At 64.2% G+C, this 14,659-nt stretch carries 16 protein-coding genes; 7 read left to right on the top strand and 9 right to left on the bottom strand.

Annotated elements, in window-relative coordinates; translation table 11 throughout:
- Window positions 1–23 precede the first annotated feature (23 nt).
- Genes ABIC09_RS12120 through ABIC09_RS12110 form a run of 3 tightly spaced genes read left to right on the top strand, consistent with a single transcriptional unit; the run spans window position 24 to window position 3,582 of the window.
- Window positions 24–1,034: an ABC transporter permease gene (locus ABIC09_RS12120; protein ID WP_354035932.1), complete on the top strand. Its 1,011-nt coding sequence runs from the start codon at window positions 24–26 to the stop codon at window positions 1,032–1,034.
- On the top strand, window positions 1,031–1,879 hold the full coding sequence (locus ABIC09_RS12115) for an ABC transporter permease (protein ID WP_148752459.1): 849 nt from the start codon (window positions 1,031–1,033) through the stop codon (window positions 1,877–1,879). The genes ABIC09_RS12120 and ABIC09_RS12115 overlap by 4 nt, the downstream gene beginning before the upstream one ends.
- A complete protein-coding gene (locus tag ABIC09_RS12110) occupies window positions 1,858–3,582 on the top strand; it encodes a dipeptide ABC transporter ATP-binding protein (RefSeq protein ID WP_354109496.1) in 1,725 nt (574 codons plus the stop codon). Before ABIC09_RS12115 ends, ABIC09_RS12110 begins: the two co-directional genes overlap by 22 nt.
- A gap of 93 nt (window positions 3,583–3,675) precedes the next feature.
- On the opposite strand, the gene ABIC09_RS12105 is transcribed toward ABIC09_RS12110, so the two are convergent.
- From ABIC09_RS12105 to ABIC09_RS12095, 3 genes are all read right to left on the bottom strand, one after another.
- Window positions 3,676–4,077, bottom strand: coding sequence for a VOC family protein (locus tag ABIC09_RS12105; protein ID WP_354109383.1), 402 nt, complete (start codon window positions 4,075–4,077; stop codon window positions 3,676–3,678).
- A gap of 130 nt (window positions 4,078–4,207) precedes the next feature.
- Entirely contained in the window at window positions 4,208–4,990 is a 783-nt protein-coding gene (locus tag ABIC09_RS12100; RefSeq protein WP_354109382.1) for a class II aldolase/adducin family protein, read from the bottom strand.
- Between the two features lie 16 nt (window positions 4,991–5,006).
- Complete coding sequence (locus ABIC09_RS12095) at window positions 5,007–5,999, bottom strand: NAD(P)-dependent oxidoreductase (protein ID WP_354109381.1); 993 nt, start codon at window positions 5,997–5,999, stop codon at window positions 5,007–5,009.
- Window positions 6,000–6,218: 219 nt separating this feature from the next.
- Here ABIC09_RS12095 and ABIC09_RS12090 point away from each other — a divergent pair, with 219 nt between their 5' ends.
- Window positions 6,219–6,617 carry a VOC family protein gene (locus ABIC09_RS12090; RefSeq protein ID WP_354086278.1) on the top strand — a complete coding sequence of 133 codons (399 nt, stop codon included), beginning with the start codon at window positions 6,219–6,221 and terminating at the stop codon, window positions 6,615–6,617.
- Window positions 6,618–6,628: 11 nt separating this feature from the next.
- On the opposite strand, the gene ABIC09_RS12085 is transcribed toward ABIC09_RS12090, so the two are convergent.
- The 3 genes from ABIC09_RS12085 to ABIC09_RS12075 all read right to left on the bottom strand — a co-directional run bounded on the left by ABIC09_RS12085 (window position 6,629) and on the right by ABIC09_RS12075 (window position 9,961).
- Window positions 6,629–7,015 (bottom strand): 4Fe-4S dicluster domain-containing protein, encoded by a 387-nt coding sequence (locus ABIC09_RS12085; RefSeq protein ID WP_354109380.1) that lies wholly within the window; start codon window positions 7,013–7,015, stop codon window positions 6,629–6,631.
- Window positions 7,012–8,574, bottom strand: a complete 1,563-nt coding sequence (locus ABIC09_RS12080; protein WP_354086277.1) for an FAD-binding protein — start codon at window positions 8,572–8,574, stop codon at window positions 7,012–7,014. Before ABIC09_RS12080 ends, ABIC09_RS12085 begins: the two co-directional genes overlap by 4 nt.
- Window positions 8,575–8,635: 61 nt before the next feature.
- Window positions 8,636–9,961 carry an O-acetylhomoserine aminocarboxypropyltransferase/cysteine synthase family protein gene (locus ABIC09_RS12075; RefSeq protein WP_148752466.1) on the bottom strand — a complete coding sequence of 442 codons (1,326 nt, stop codon included), beginning with the start codon at window positions 9,959–9,961 and terminating at the stop codon, window positions 8,636–8,638.
- Between the two features lie 48 nt (window positions 9,962–10,009).
- Here ABIC09_RS12075 and ABIC09_RS12070 point away from each other — a divergent pair, with 48 nt between their 5' ends.
- The 3 genes from ABIC09_RS12070 to epsC are packed head-to-tail and all read left to right on the top strand — an operon-like array spanning window position 10,010 to window position 11,875.
- Complete coding sequence (locus ABIC09_RS12070; RefSeq protein ID WP_354109379.1) at window positions 10,010–10,351, top strand: hypothetical protein; 342 nt, start codon at window positions 10,010–10,012, stop codon at window positions 10,349–10,351.
- A gap of 44 nt (window positions 10,352–10,395) precedes the next feature.
- Window positions 10,396–10,968 carry a flavin reductase family protein gene (locus tag ABIC09_RS12065; protein WP_354109378.1) on the top strand — a complete coding sequence of 191 codons (573 nt, stop codon included), beginning with the start codon at window positions 10,396–10,398 and terminating at the stop codon, window positions 10,966–10,968.
- Window positions 10,958–11,875, top strand: coding sequence for a serine O-acetyltransferase EpsC (gene epsC, locus ABIC09_RS12060; RefSeq protein WP_354109377.1), 918 nt, complete (start codon window positions 10,958–10,960; stop codon window positions 11,873–11,875). The genes ABIC09_RS12065 and epsC overlap by 11 nt, the downstream gene beginning before the upstream one ends.
- Here the strand turns inward: epsC and ABIC09_RS12055 are convergent.
- From ABIC09_RS12055 to ABIC09_RS12045, 3 genes are read right to left on the bottom strand one after another with little or no spacing between them, the layout of a single operon-like run.
- Window positions 11,872–12,738 carry an ABC transporter permease gene (locus tag ABIC09_RS12055; RefSeq protein WP_354109376.1) on the bottom strand — a complete coding sequence of 289 codons (867 nt, stop codon included), beginning with the start codon at window positions 12,736–12,738 and terminating at the stop codon, window positions 11,872–11,874. The two genes, epsC and ABIC09_RS12055, sit on opposite strands and share 4 nt — an antisense overlap.
- A complete protein-coding gene (locus ABIC09_RS12050) occupies window positions 12,731–13,591 on the bottom strand; it encodes an ABC transporter ATP-binding protein (RefSeq protein ID WP_354109375.1) in 861 nt (286 codons plus the stop codon). The genes ABIC09_RS12055 and ABIC09_RS12050 overlap by 8 nt, the downstream gene beginning before the upstream one ends.
- Window positions 13,588–14,646: an ABC transporter substrate-binding protein gene (locus tag ABIC09_RS12045; protein WP_354109374.1), complete on the bottom strand. Its 1,059-nt coding sequence runs from the start codon at window positions 14,644–14,646 to the stop codon at window positions 13,588–13,590. The genes ABIC09_RS12050 and ABIC09_RS12045 overlap by 4 nt, the downstream gene beginning before the upstream one ends.
- Window positions 14,647–14,659 lie beyond the last annotated feature (13 nt).

The following is a 14,659-nucleotide window of genomic DNA, read 5'->3' as shown; positions in this document are numbered from 1 at the left end:
AATAACGCGACGAGGGCGCCGGCATGAGCAATGCTTACCTTGCCGACGCCGCAAGGCGCCTCGCGCAGGCCTTCATCGTGATCCTGCTCGCTTACGTCCTTACGTTCGTCGTCGTCAGCATTTTGCCGGGCGACCCCATCACGAACGTCCTGCGTGATCCCCAAAACGGGTTCAGCGAGGACGAGATCAAGGCGATCATCGCCGCGCAGGGCCTGGACCAGCCGATTCCGGTTCAGCTCTGGACATCGCTGTCCCACTTCGTCATCGGCGACTTCGGCCTGTCGATGCGGTCCAGCCGGCCCGTCGCAACCCTGATCGCCGAGGTTCTTCCTTCAACCCTGATCCTCGCATCCGCCGCGTTCGCGATCGCGCTGCTGCTGGCGATGACGATCGCCTATGGTACGCAATTCATTCCGAAGCAATTGGGCCAGGGTTTGCTGCGCGGCTTCCCGTCGTTTTTCCTGTCGGTGCCCAATTTCGTCATCGGCCTGATGCTGATCCACGTGTTCGGCTTCCAGCTCGGCCTGTTCCGCGTGATCGCACCCAACAGCTTCTGGGCGACCTTCTTCGCCGCGGTCGCGCTGGGCATCCCCGTCTCCGCGCGGATCGCCGAGGTGCTGATCGCGAACCTCGACAAGGAGTCCGAGCAGGAATACGCGGCGGTCGCGCGCGGCCGCGGTCTGACGCAGATGCGTCTCTTTGCGAAACATTTGCTCAAGCCGTCTTCGCTCCCGGTCGTCACCGTGATCGCACTCGCCATCGGCGAACTTCTCGGCGGCTCGCTGATCACCGAGACGGTGTTCGGGCGCACCGGCATCGGCAGCCTGGTGCAACGCTCGGTGAGCACGCAGGATTTGCCTGTCCTGCAGGCGGTCGTTTCGCTCGCGGCAGTCGTGTTCGTGCTCGTCAATTTGATCGCGGATCTCGTCTATCCGCTGCTCGACCCGCGCGTGAAGCTGGTCGACGGTCCCGGGGTGCGTCCGACCACCGCTGACGACAGCGCGACTGCGAAATCCGCGGCGGTGACATCATGACCCTCGCCTCCTTCTCCTCTGCTTCACGCGTCACGTCGATCGGCCGGCAGACAGCTCTTCGGGTAGCGCCGACCGTAGCGCTTTCCTTTGCGGTCATCGCGATTGTGATTGCCTGGTCTGTGGCACCAAGCTTGTTCACGGGCCATAGCCCGATCGTCGGCGTCCCCGCCGACAAGCTGCTCAGCCCCAGCACGGCGCACTGGTTCGGCACCGATCACCTCGGCCGGGATCTCTATACCCGCGTCGTCTACGGCACAGCGTCCTCGGTGACGAGCGCGCTCATCGCCGTCGTCATTGCCGCCGTAGCAGGCGGACTCATAGGCCTCCTGGCGGGCTTTCTCGGCGGCCGGGTTGACATCGTGCTCGCCCGCCTGGTCGACGTGCTGCTGGCGATCCCGAATTTCCTGCTGGCAGTCATCGTCGTCACCGCGCTCGGTTTCGACACGACGAACGCTGCCATTGCGACCGGCGTCTCGGCGGTGGCCGTGTTCGCGCGAGTAATGCGCGCGGAAGTGATCAAGACCCGACAGGCGATTTTCGTCGAGGCGGCGTTCCTGTTGGGCGGCTCACGCTGGCACATCCTGTTACGACATGTGTTGCCGAACGCGTCGCGCTCTGTACTCCCGCTCGCGGTGCTGCAATTCGGCCTTTCGATCCTGGTGATCGCGAGCCTCGCTTTCCTCGGTTACGGCGATCCGCCGCCCGCTTCCGACTGGGGCCTGCTGATCTCGATCGGCAAGGACTACCTCAAATGGCCGTGGCTGGTGTATGCGCCCGCCTTCGTGACGATCGCGACCGTCCTCTCCGTGAACAGGATCAGCCGATGGCTGCGCAAGACAGACTGACCGCCGATACACTGACGCGCGCCGAGCTCATCGCGCCGGTGCCGTTGCGCCCGCTTCCGCTGCTCCGGGTCGATGGCCTGTCGGTCTGCTACGGGCCGCACGAGGTCGTGACCAATGTGGGGTTCGAGCTCGGCCGCGGCGAGAGCCTTGCTCTCATCGGAGAGTCGGGCTCGGGCAAGTCGACGATCGCCCGCGCGGTACTGCGGCTGCTCCCCAGCGGCGGGCACGCCACCGGCCGCGTGGCCTTCGACGGCCAGGAGGTGCTGGGGATTTCCGAGCGCGGCTTCCGGCCGCTGCGGGGACGAGCCATCGGTTTCGTGCCGCAGGATCCCGCCAACTCACTCAACCCGGTGCGTACGATCGGCGCCCAGGCGCAGGAGGCGGCCGCGCTGCTCGACGAGGCCGACCAGGCGTTCCGTAAGCAGCTCATCCTGGAGACGTTCGCCGAGGTCGGTCTCGACAATCCCCGGCGGGTCTACGACTCCTACCCGCACCAGCTGTCCGGCGGCATGCTCCAGCGCGTGCTGATCGGCCTTGCGATCCTGCCACGGCCAGCATTGCTGGTCGCGGACGAGCCGACCTCCGCGCTGGACGTCACGATCCAGAAGCGGATTCTCGACCTGCTCACGCGGCTGCAGCACGACCTCAAGATCAGCCTGCTTCTGATTACCCACGATCTGGCGATCGCGGCCGAGCGCGCGAACGCGCTGGTGGTGCTCAAGGACGGCGTCATTCACGAAGCCGGCCGGACTGCTTCCGTCTTCTCCTCGCCTGAGTCGGCCTACGCCAGGAAGCTGCGCGCGGATGTCCCGGCGCTCAACCCTGACCGTTACGCAGCGTTGCGCGATAGCGGTTTTCATGCCATCAAGACCGGCTTCGGCGACACACCGAAGATCGACGTTGGCGCCGTCACGAAGACCTTCATCGTCGACGGCAAGACGCTGACGGCCGTCGACGACGTCTCATTCATCGTCCCGGCCGGCACCACGCACGCGCTGGTCGGCGAGTCCGGGTCGGGCAAGACGACGGCGGTCCGGCTGCTGCTGGGCCTCGAGCAACCCGACACCGGGACCATCTCGGTCGCCGGCGAGCAGATCACCGGCCGCTCGCCGGCGGCGCTGCGCGCGGCGTGGCGCCACCTTCAACTCGTCTATCAAAATCCGTTCACCTCGCTCGATCCGACCTGGACAATCGAGCGGCTCGTGCGCGAGCCGCTCGACCGTTTCAGGGTCGGAACCAGCAAGGAGCGGGTCGCGCGCGTGCGCGAGGCGCTGGCCGATGTCGGGCTCGGCGGGCACCTGCTTTCGCGCAAGCCTGGAACCCTGTCAGGCGGCCAGCGCCAGCGCGTGGCTATCGCCCGGGCGTTGGTTCTCAAGCCTGATGTGATCGTGCTCGACGAGCCCACATCCGCCCTCGACGTCAGCGTCCAGGCCGACATCGTCGAAGTCCTGCTCTCGCTACAGGCCAATTTGGGCCTGACCTATGTGTTCCTCTCTCACGACCTCGCCCTGGTGCGCCAGCTCGCTCACACCGTTTCGGTGATGCACCGCGGACGCATCGTCGAACATGGGACCGTCGCCGAGATCTTCGACAATCCGCAGCAGCCCTATACTAGGTCGCTGCTGGCCTCGATCCCGTCGGGTATCGCCGGCGCCGCACACCTACCGCAGGCGCGCCTTCGGCTGATGGCGACTGCGGATTGAGTGACCGCAGTAAACTTCTGCTTGCTCACTTCTCATCATCCAGCGCGAGAACGGCGAAGCTCGCGAGCCAGTGCTCTCCCATGTAATGGTTCTCTATCCCCGTTCGAGCACCTGTGCGATCTCCCAGACATGACCTGAAGGATCGGCAAAGGACGCGGTTCGCCTTCCCCAAGGGCGATCGATCGGCCCATTGAGCAGATCGACGCCGATCTCCCGAAGGGCCGTGCACACTTGGTCGACGTCGACAACCCTGATCGTCAGGAGCACGCGCGGGCCGGCGGAGGGCCCCCCGACGCGCAGCGGCTCCACGAGCGGAGACGCCTGCGAAACGTCGAGAAGGTTGACCAAGAGCCCACCAAATCTGAGCACGGATGAGACCTTATCCTCCCAGATGGTCTCACATGCGAAAACCCTCGTGTAGAAGGTCCGCGATGACGCGATGTCATCGACGAACAATGTGATGACTTCGACCTCGCTTGGCAAACCAATGGCCATGTCGCTCTGCTCCTCGCCGTTGCAGTGTCGACTTGCGTGAACAAGGCAAGCCGCCGGCCATCATATTTCACGATGTCAGGGCGCGGCGCAATTCCGGCGGACCATCGGCCCGGCCCAGAAGCCTCGAGCCCTAGTTGAACAAATCCGGCTCGGCCTCGGTGATCCAGTCCCACAACGGTTGAAAGCTGAAATAGCCGCCCTTGTGCGTGCCGACCTGTCGCGAGGTCAGGCTGGCGATCTCGTGAGGGATCGGCTTTGGCGTGCCGGCGGCCCCGGCGAGCAACTGGGCGCGCGCTGCATTGTCCATCGCGATGTACCACCAGGCGACCGCCTCGATGGTCGGCCCCACCGTGAGCAGCCCATGATTTTGCAGGATCGCCGCCTTCCTCGATCCAAGCGCTTGCGCGATCTTGCGGCCCTCCTCCGCCTCCAGCACGACGCCGGAGAAGGGATCGAACAGCACGTGATCCTCGTAGAAGGCGCAAGAATCCTGCGTCAGCGGATCGAGCAGACGGCCGAGCGCCGACCACGCCTTGCCGTAGGTCGAATGGGTATGAGCTGCCGCGATCACCTCCGGATGCGCGGCGTGTATCGCAGAGTGAATCACGAAGCCGGCCTGGTTGATCGGCTTGTCGCCGATCAGGATATTGCCGTCGTGGTCGACGAGTTGGAGGTCCGAGACCTTGATCTGGCTGAAATGCTTCGACAGCGGATTGATCCAGAAGCGTTCAGGGAATTCCGGATCGCGCACGGTGACGTGACCCGCCAGACCCTGATCGAAGCCGTAGCGCGAGAACAGCCGGAACGTTGCCGCGAGCCGCTGCTTGCGATGCAGACGTTCCTCCTCGAACGACGCCGCGGGCGTGCGCTCGATCAGCGAGTATTTCCTGGGCTTCTCGACGACCTTGTTCATTGCAGCAGCTCCTTTTCTAGTATTCGAGATTCCTGTCGAAGACGTCGGCCAGCGGCACGCCATGCGCATAGGCATCGAGGTTGACGAGCGTCTTGTCGGCCAGCCGCTTGACGTCCTCTCCTCCCGTCCACGACACGTGCGGGGTCAGGACGATCTTGGGATGGTCATAGATCGGGTCGTTGTCCGGCGGAGGCTCCGGATCGGTGACATCAAGCGTGGCGCCGGCAATTCGCCCCTCATCCAGCGCCTGCAACAGGGCGTTCTGATCGACGATGCGGCCGCGCGCGACATTGATCAGGTGCAGCGATGTCTTGGTGCGCGCGAGGACATCGGCGTTGATCAGACGCGCCGTCCTGGTCGTCGCCGGCAGCGCGAGAACGAGATGATCGGAGACCTCGACCAGTTTCTCGATGCTATCGGCGGGCTCGACGCCGGGAATGACATATGGCCAGGCCGAGCGCCGCAAAACCCTGATGTTGACGCCGAACGGCTTGACCCGCTCCACGACGGCGCGGCCGATCGCACCGAAGCCCGCGATGCCGATCGTCTTGCCGCTGAGCGAGCCCAGCGGGGTGATCTTCCATTGCTCGCGACTGCGCGGCCGGATGTCATGGATACGCTTCTCGAAGCCGAGGATCGCTGCAAGCACATATTCCGCGATCGGATCGGCCGAGATGCCACGGCCGACCGTGACCACGGGACCGTCGAGCAGCCAGGCCGGGAAGAAATCGACGCCCGTCGATGCGGTCTGGATCCAGCGCAGGCCGAACGGCCAGCCGGCAGGCTTCTCCGCAGGCGCCTTGTTCCAGCCCGCCAGCGGCCGCGTCAGCAGCACGTCCGCCTCCGGAGCCACCTCCCACGGCGCGCGATCGGCAGGATGATCGATGATCAGCGGACGCGACCAGTGATCGGCCAACGCGGCACGAATGTCCGGACCAAGCTGATTGACGATGATCGGAGATCGCACACTGGTGGAGGCGCGCCGGCTTTCAATTCGGGGGGTGTTCATGTCGCGACGTTCATGATGGCAACGGGGCGGACATGCTAGGCGCTCGAGGCAAGATAGTCTTTTCAAAGATCATCGGCATCGGGCAACAACAGGATGACGCTTCCGATCGAGGCATAAGAATTCGTCTTCTGCATGCGGTGCGCCGACGGCGCCCCAGCGCTCACGCCTTGACATCGCCGCTAGCGATCCAATCTTGAGTGGAGATCAAGGACCTGGCTCATGAAAATCCTCAACATCCTGACGCGGCGCTGCCTGCCGCTCGAAGAACTGGATGCGGCCGTCGCCTTTTACGAAACGCTGATCGGCCAGAAAGCGCGCCTTCGCTTTGATTACCCCGAGTACGACCTGAGACTGGCGCAGGTCGCATCGATCCTGCTCATCGCCGGAACCGAGCATAGCCTGAAGCGGTTCGCCGCGACGCACATGACTTTCATGGTGGAGGGCATCGAGGCTTTTGCCGCGTATCTTCCGACGGTCGGCGCGACGATTCTGGAAGCGCCGAAGCCGGTCCCGACAGGCCGCAACATGCTGGTGCGGCATCCAGATCAGACGCTGGTCGAATATGTCGAGCACAACGACAAGCATCCGGCAGACGTGCTGTCGTCGGCCTCCCGCTGATCTGACTGCCTCTATTTCTTGCCGCCGAGGCCCTCAGGCCGCTCAGCCCGCGATTGAGCCGCTGCCTCGCCGGCGCGGCGGAAGACGGTCTCCATCAGCCATTGCTCGTTGGGAAAGTGCTCCGCCCATTCATCCCAGCCGGAGTGCTTGCGATATTGTCCGAGACGTCCGGACGCCAGCACATCCTCCTTGCTGACCGAGACGCGGCGGTCGCAATCGGGTGCGACGTAGATCGCATCTGCACGGCAATAGAGCTCGCACATGAAGCAGGTCTGGCAATCCTCGACGCGCGCGAGAACCGGCAAGCCGTCGGTGCCGGGATCGAGCACATTGGCCGGGCACACCTCGATGCAGGCCCCGCAATCCGTGCAGCGCTCCGCGACGATGAGCTCAATCATGACGTCGTCTCGAGTTGACCAGGTTGGGCGCTTGCAGATGGACGATCCAGCGCGACCCAGACCTGGTCCAGTCCGCCGCTGAGCAGGCGCGCGGCCAATCGCGGATCTCGTGCGGGATAATCCTCGCGACGGTGAAGTCCCCTGCTCTCATCACGCGCTGCCGCGGTCGCAACGGACCACCGCGCCGTGGCCAGCAACGCCGCTGTCTCGCGCAAGGCGATCGAGCCCGCCTGTCCGTGATTGGCCACCTCACTCCATAAATCTTCGAGTGTTTGCGAAGAGGCCGCGAGCCCTGCCCCGGTGCGGAACAAGTTCTTGTCGAACGGATGCATCTCGGCGCGCACGCGGTCCCTGGTTGCGGCCACGTCAATGTCCTGTGGCCGGCCATGCGGACGTAGCCCGGCACGTCCAAGCGGGGTGAGCTCCGCAGAACGACTCTTCATGCTGCGCGCGACGCGCGCGGCCGCGGTTCCTGCGAATACGCCGGACGACAGCGCCCACGCCGAGTTGACATTGCCGCCGCCGGAAATCGCGCCCGCGACCTTTTCGCGCGATGCATTGTCGCCTGCGACGAACAGTCCCGGCACCGACGTAGCGCCGTTCACATCATGGACGCGCACACCGCCAATACCGCGGATTGTGCCGTCGTTGTGCAGGGTGACTTCGAACCGGTCGCGGTAGGGATCGATGCCCCAGCGGTCGAACACCAGCGGCACGTTCGGCGAGATCGTATGCAACCGCGCCTTGACGTCATCAGGCAGACGCTGCAGCGTGCAATAGACCGGGCCGCGCTGGAGCGCGCGGGCCAGGCGGACGGTCTGGTCGGGGCCGAAGGGAAGATCGAGCTCGCCCCCGTCGGCGTCGTAATAAGTCGCGAACGCATAGGCCATGCTTCGCGTCATCGTCGAATGCGCCGGCGCAATGGTGTAGGCCGCAGTGAACTCCATGCCGGACATCTCGGCGCCGGCCTCCGCCGCGATGAGATAGCCGTCGCCCGTGTTGGTTCGCGATCCCAGCAGATGGGACAGGAAGCTGGTCCCGCCGGCCGCGAGCACCACAGCCCCTGCCTCGACCCGATAAGCGCGGCTGCCATCCTGCCGACGCTGGCCACGGGCACCGCCGATCGAGCCGTCGCATCGTGCCAAAAGTTCAAGAACGGGCGATTGATCGAGGATCGTGACGCCGTAGCTCAGCACCTGCTGCCGCAGGGCGCGCATGTATTCGGGCCCGCGCACGGCGCGGTAGTTCACCCGCCCTTCGTCATCGGTCCCGAACTTATAATAGCGCGCGAGGGTCGGCAGCGTGCGCCAAGTCTGGTCGAGGATGCGATACATCCAGTCTGCTTCGCCAAGACCGAGGCCGGCGGCGATACGATTCGCGACGGCCGCGTCTCGCGCCGCGGCAGGATCCGGCGGCACCCACCAATGGCCGGGCCCCGCGGCAGCCGTGACGCCGCTGGTGCCGCAATAACCCTTGTCGGCCAGCACGACTTTCGCCCCGGCCTGCGCGGCGGATGTCGCGGCCCAGGCCCCCGCCATGCCGCCACCGACAACCAACACGTCGGCCGTTATCGACAACTGTTCTGGAAAAGCGGCCAATTTGCTCAACCGGGTCCGGGTTTCACGCCGCCTTGCGTGTACCAGCGCCGGCGTCGGCCTGTGCCAGCGCCTGACCGAGATCCGCGAGGATATCGTCGGGATGCTCAATCCCGACCGACAGGCGGACGTAGCCGGGCGTGACGCCGGCGGCGAGTTGCTCAGCGGCAGTCAGCTGCTGATGCGTCGTTGAGGCCGGATGAATGGCCAGCGAGCGGGCGTCGCCGATATTGGCAACGTGATAGAATAGCTTGAGCGCATCGATGAATCGCCGGCCGGCTTCGACGCCCCCTTTCAGCTCGAAGCCGACCAGCCCGCCAAAGCCGCCCTTCAGATAGGCGTCCGCCCTGCGCCGGTTCTCCCCGCTTTGCAGTCCGGGGAAGATCACGTTCGAAACCAAGGCGTGCCTGGCGAGGAAGTTCGCGACCTTGACCGCATTCTCGTTGTGCTGCCGGATGCGCAGCGGCAGGGTTTCGAGACCCTGAATGAACTGAAAAGCATTTTGTGGCGCGATCGACGCGCCCAGATCCCGCAACAGCTTGACGCGAGCCCGCAGGATGTAGGCGATCGGACCGAGCGGCTTCGCGGCCTCAGTCCAGATCGCGCCGTGATAGGCCTCGTCGGGCTTATTCAGAAGCGGGAAGCGGTCCGCATGTGCCGCCCAGTCGAAATTGCCGCCATCGACGATGGCGCCACCGATCGCGGTGCCATGGCCACCGATATATTTGGTCGTGGAGTAGACAATCACTGCAGCGCCGTGCTCAAACGGTCGCGCGATCAGGGGCGACGCCGTGTTGTCCAGGATGAGCGGAACGCCGAGCGAGCGGCCGATATCCGCGACTTCCTTGATCGGAAAGACATTCAGCTTCGGGTTTGGGAGCGTCTCGCCGAAATAGGCTCGCGTCTTTGCGTCCGTGGCCCGACGAAAATTCTCGGGATCGGAAGGATCGACAAAGCGGACCTCGATGCCGAACTGCTTCAAAGTCTGCGACAGCAACGTCCAGGTACCGCCGTAAAGATCAGTGGAGGACACGATGTTGTCGCCGGCCTGGGCAATGTTGAAGATCGCGAAGGCGGAAGCCGTCTGCCCGGAGGCAACTGCGAGGGCGGCTGCCCCGCCCTCAAGTGCGGCAAGCCGATCCTCGAAGGCCTGCTGGGTCGGATTTCCTATACGGGTGTAGATCGGGCCAAGCTGCTCGAGCGCGAACAGGCGCGAGGCGTGATCCGTGCTTTCGAACTGGAATGATGTGGTCTGGTAGATCGGAACCGCCACCGCACCGGTGGCGGGGTCGGTGCGGTACGATCCACCATGCAACGCCAGCGTCTCGAAGTTCCGGGTCTCCAACGCCATCTGCAATTCCCTTTCGATCTCGAGAGCGCGCGTCGCGCGCGGCAAGCCGTGCTTGTCGACGAAAATGATGCGGTCGGATTCTTCGGCTGTCGAGCGTGTCAGAAAAATAGCGATGCGCGTCCTGTATCAACGCCGCTTCGTAACGCGTTTCTTTCCACGCCTCCGCTGAATTGGAAAAAAACTCGCTCACGCAAAATGCTAAAAATGGTCGGGCGGACGAGATGTTCTTCGCAATTGACGATCGGACGAGACCATGACGAGACCGCGCGAGCTGCGCGTCAACGCTTTCAACATGACCGCGCCGAGCCACAACTGGGCCGCCTATGGTCTCATCCGCGCGGCGAGCACGAGATCAACGGCACGCCGCTGCCCGCGAAGAGCTTCTTCTGAGAGCGAACAGGCCGATCCACGGCGTCCGATGCGAGGAGCGACAGATGGGAAAGTCCGACATTCATCTGGTCAGCGGCGATGACGAGGTCGAGAACCAGTTTCGAGCCGTGATGCGGCGCCTGGCCGGCGGCGTCACCATCATCACGGCCGGCTGCGACGAGGACATCACCGGCATGACGGTGACGTCCCTGACGTCGCTCAGCGCCAGTCCGCCGCGGCTGCTGGTCAGCGTCAACCGGCAGGCCTCGTCCTTCGCTCGAATCGCGCGTTACGGCGTATTCGGCGTCAACGTTCTGGGATCTGACCAGCAGGCTCTTGCCGGGCGTTTCAGCGACGGCAGCTTGAAGGGCCACGAGCGCTTCGACGGGATCCGATGGTCCGCGGGGGCGGCCGGCGTGCCGCTGCTTGGCGACACCCTCGCAACCATCGAATGCAAGGTCGAGGAAATCATCGAGCGGCACTCGCATGGCATCATTATCGGCAGCCTGTTGAGCTTCGAGCTATCCCGCGAGCTGTCGGGCCTGGTGTACTGGAACGGCCAGTACATCAGGATCACACATGATTTCGACCTTGACCTCCTCGCCGAAATCAGCATTCCGTTGGCCCATGTCAGATAACCCTCCGGAATCGCCCAGCGGCGGGCGCTGGCAGCTTGACAGGATTGTCGCCGAGCTTCGCCTCTCGCGCGAAGAAACGCACAGCATCAGGCGCGACGGAGAGGCGCGGCGCGCGCCCTCGCGCGAGGCGCTTCAGGCCATTCTGGATGGCCTCACCGAGGCGATGTTTCCGAGGCATTACGGTCAGTTCGACCTCGACGGCGAGAATATCGACTACTTCGTCGGCAATCGCCTGAGTATCGCCCTCGACGGGCTTTGCGACCAGATCCACCGCGGCGCGCGATTCGTCGGCGACGAGCTGATCCCGGGCTACCGGCGCGAGGACGCGGTCGCGCTGACGCGGCAGTTCGGCGAGCGCCTGCCCGTGGTGCGCGGCCTCCTGATCTCCGATTTGAGAGCCGCCTTCGTCGGCGATCCCGCAGCCAGGAATTTTCCGGAGATCCTGATCGGATATCCGGGCATGACGGCGATCATCCATCACCGGCTGGCACATATCCTTGATGGGCTCAATGTGCGCTTGATCGCCCGGCTTGTCGCGGAGATCGCTCATACCAGAACCGGGATCGACATTCATCCCGGCGCCAGCATCGGATCCGGCTTCTTCATCGATCACGGCACCGGCGTGGTGATCGGTGAGACCGCGATCATCGGCGACAATGTCCGTATCTATCAGGCCGTGACGCTCGGCGCGCGCCACTTTCCGACCAACGATGATGGCCATCTGATCAAGGGCGATGCACGGCATCCGATCGTCGAGGACGACGTCGTGATTTATGCCGGTGCAACCATCCTCGGCCGGATCACGATCGGCCGGGGCGCGACGATCGGCGGCAACGTCTGGGTCACCCAGGACGTGCCGCCGAACAGCATCGTGACGCAGGCCACCGCCCGCAACAAGCAGGGTTAGGCGGCCGGCGCCTTCCAGCGCATCAGGCGGCGTTCCAGCGCCTCGAGGATCGCGTTGAAGACGAGGCCGATCACGGTAATCCCCAGGATGCCAAAATACATCTGTGGGATCAGAAAGCTGTACTGGCTGTTGATGATGAGATAGCCGAGCCCGGATTTCGCGCCGACCATCTCGGATGCGACCAGCACCAGCATCGCGGAGGCGCTCGCCAACCGTATACCGACGAAGATCGTCGGCAGCGACGCCGGCAGGATCACTTTGCGGAACAGCTGGCTCGGCGTCGCCCCCATCGTCCGTGCGGACTTAATCAAGAGCGGATCAACCTGACGCACGGCAGCGATTGTATTGAGCAGCAGCGGCCATGCGCAGCTATAGACCACCATGGTGACCTTCGAGAGCTCGCCAATCCCGAGCAGCAGGATGAAGACCGGCAGCAACGCCAGCGGGGCCGTGTTGCGCGCAATCTCGATGATCTGGTTCAGGAAGTCGCCGAGCCGGGCGTACCACCCGGTGACCAACCCGAGCGGCACGACCAGGACGACTGCGATCAGGAAGCCGCTGAGCGCTCGTAGCATGCTTGCGGCAACATCGTCGTAAAGCTCTCCCGTCTGAGCAAGCTGCCAGCCGGCCGCGATCACCTCCGAGAACGGGGGCAGGAACGTCACATCCACCAGCCCGAGCCGCGGAACGATCTCCCATGTCGCCAAAAACAACAGCACCAACAGAGAGCGCTGCCCAATGGCGCCGAACCCTTTCACGAGGCTCCCCGTCGCCGCGGAGAGCGCGCCAGCGCGTTGCCTAGCCCGATCCTTCGGGCTCCCCTCGGCGAGCTCCAGCAGCGTCAGGATCTCCAGATTAGACATGAGCCACCTCCTTCGTCTTTGCGGCAAGCTCGCCTTCAGCTGCAGTTACCTGAGCTCCTTGCGCCTTCAGCACCTCGTCGCGCAGCAAGGACCACACCGCGTGCCTGACATGCCCGAACTGCGGCAGTGACCGGACGTCTTCGGTCTCGCTGTGCAGCTCATCGGGAATGTCGACGATCTGCTTGATGCGGCCGGGACGCGAGGTCATCACCGCCACGCGCTGGCCGAGCACGACGGCCTCATCGATGCCGTGCGTGATGAACAGGATGGTCTTCCCGGTGCTGCGCCAGATCCGCAGCAGCTCGCCCTGAAGCGTCTCGCGCGTCTGTGCGTCCAGCGCCGCAAAGGGCTCGTCCATCAGCAGCACCTCGGGGTCGTAGGCGAGACTGCGCGCGATCGCGACGCGTTGCTTCATGCCGCCCGAGAGCTCGTGCGGATAACGGTCGGCAAAGCCGGACAGTCCGACCAGATCGAGGTAGTGCAACGCCTTCTCCCGCCGCTCCCTGGCTTTCAGGCCGGCAATGTCGAGCCCGAATTCGACGTTCTGCGCGGCCGTGCGCCAGGGGAACAGCGCGTATTGCTGGAATACAATACCGCGATCGCGCGCAGGTCCTTCGATGACCTTGCCGTCGAGGAGGATGCGCCCGCTACTCGGCGCCGTCAGGCCACCGAGCAGGTCCAGCAGGGTTGACTTGCCGCACCCGCTCGGCCCAACCAGGGCAAGGAATTCGCCGGTCCGAACATCCAGCGTAATGTCGTCCAGCGCGGTGAAGCGTTGCGCCGGCCCACCATCCTCGCCGCGCACCGAAAAATCCTTGCAGACATGCTCGAAGCGGATCTTGGCCCTTGTCATTTGGCCTCCGCGGTCTTGCCCGGGCGGAAATAATTGAACTCGTTGGTATAGAGGTCCGACGGCTTGAACTGGTCCTGCTTCAACAAGCCATCCTTGACCAGCCAGTCGATCCACACCTGCAGCTCGGCGTCGCTGATCACGCCGCCTCTGGTCGCTATGCCCGTGCTCTTCCAGTATTTGATCGGCGTGGCGTCCTCGTTGCGCTTTCGCTCGGCGATGATGCGTTCGAAGCGGGCCCGGACCTCCTCAGGCGGGGTGGTCTGCGCCCAGGCAATGGCCCGCGAGACGCCTTCGATCAACGCCCGGGAGGTGTTGGGATTGTCCTTGATGAATTTGTCCCGGAGCACGTAAGATCCCCCGGTGAAGTTTCCGAAGATGTCCGTATCCGCAAACAGCCTGCGGATGCCGCCGCGTTCGAGTGCCTTGTCGCGCAACACGCCATTGAGCGTGCTGACCTCGACCTGTCCCTGTCGCAATGCCTGCTCGCCGGTGACGGGCGGAATCGCGACCAGCGTCACCTGCTTTGCCTCCGCCGGCGTCAAACCGTTGCGGGAGAGATATTCGCGCAGCACGAACTCGAGATGCGCCCCTAACGTGTTGACAGCGACCTTCTTGCCGATCAGGTCCCGAGCGGTCCTGATCGGGCTGTCCTCCTTCACGTAATAGCCGTTATAGGTGTTGTCGTCCGATCCGTAGTAGCCGACCACGGCCTTGATCGGCGCCTTGGCCGCGATCAGCTTGATGATCGCGCCATAGAAAGCGCCGCCGATGTCGATGTCACCGGTGACGACAGTCTGGATGTCCTGCGGACCGCTGATGGTGTTGCCGACCCATTTCAGCTTCAGCGGCGCGAGATAGCCGAGGTCATCGGCCAGCTCGATGAACGTCACCTGGCCAGCCCAGCCCTGGTAGCGGATTTCGGTCTTTTCGAGCTGCGGCTCGGCCATGGCTTGGCCAACCAGGCCGGCCAGCGCGATGCTAGCGAGAGCAAGCTGGCGGCCTCTTGCGCGCAGGCCCGCAACCAGACGGCGCAATGTGGAGATAGCGATTATCATTCTCATAACTCCA

The organism is Bradyrhizobium sp. S3.12.5 (assembly GCF_040548225.1).
Taxonomy (GTDB): domain Bacteria; phylum Pseudomonadota; class Alphaproteobacteria; order Rhizobiales; family Xanthobacteraceae; genus Bradyrhizobium; species Bradyrhizobium cytisi.
Note: the sequence above shows the minus strand (reverse complement) of the source record. Positions and strands in the feature narration are given on the sequence as shown.

What these genes read in the sequence shown, in the direction of transcription:
- ABIC09_RS12120 (WP_354035932.1), top strand. Translation starts at nt 24, where the DNA reads ATGAGCAATGCTTACCTTGCCGACGCCGCAAGGCGCCTCGCGCAGGCC.
- ABIC09_RS12045 (WP_354109374.1), bottom strand. Translation starts at nt 14,646, where the DNA reads ATGATAATCGCTATCTCCACATTGCGCCGTCTGGTTGCGGGCCTGCGC.
- ABIC09_RS12090 (WP_354086278.1), top strand. Translation starts at nt 6,219, where the DNA reads ATGAAAATCCTCAACATCCTGACGCGGCGCTGCCTGCCGCTCGAAGAA.
- ABIC09_RS12110 (WP_354109496.1), top strand. Translation starts at nt 1,858, where the DNA reads ATGGCTGCGCAAGACAGACTGACCGCCGATACACTGACGCGCGCCGAG.
- ABIC09_RS12055 (WP_354109376.1), bottom strand. Translation starts at nt 12,738, where the DNA reads ATGTCTAATCTGGAGATCCTGACGCTGCTGGAGCTCGCCGAGGGGAGC.
- ABIC09_RS12095 (WP_354109381.1), bottom strand. Translation starts at nt 5,999, where the DNA reads ATGAACACCCCCCGAATTGAAAGCCGGCGCGCCTCCACCAGTGTGCGA.
- ABIC09_RS12050 (WP_354109375.1), bottom strand. Translation starts at nt 13,591, where the DNA reads ATGACAAGGGCCAAGATCCGCTTCGAGCATGTCTGCAAGGATTTTTCG.
- ABIC09_RS12065 (WP_354109378.1), top strand. Translation starts at nt 10,396, where the DNA reads ATGGGAAAGTCCGACATTCATCTGGTCAGCGGCGATGACGAGGTCGAG.
- ABIC09_RS12075 (WP_148752466.1), bottom strand. Translation starts at nt 9,961, where the DNA reads ATGGCGTTGGAGACCCGGAACTTCGAGACGCTGGCGTTGCATGGTGGA.
- ABIC09_RS12115 (WP_148752459.1), top strand. Translation starts at nt 1,031, where the DNA reads ATGACCCTCGCCTCCTTCTCCTCTGCTTCACGCGTCACGTCGATCGGC.
- ABIC09_RS12105 (WP_354109383.1), bottom strand. Translation starts at nt 4,077, where the DNA reads ATGGCCATTGGTTTGCCAAGCGAGGTCGAAGTCATCACATTGTTCGTC.
- ABIC09_RS12100 (WP_354109382.1), bottom strand. Translation starts at nt 4,990, where the DNA reads ATGAACAAGGTCGTCGAGAAGCCCAGGAAATACTCGCTGATCGAGCGC.
- epsC (WP_354109377.1), top strand. Translation starts at nt 10,958, where the DNA reads ATGTCAGATAACCCTCCGGAATCGCCCAGCGGCGGGCGCTGGCAGCTT.
- ABIC09_RS12085 (WP_354109380.1), bottom strand. Translation starts at nt 7,015, where the DNA reads ATGATTGAGCTCATCGTCGCGGAGCGCTGCACGGATTGCGGGGCCTGC.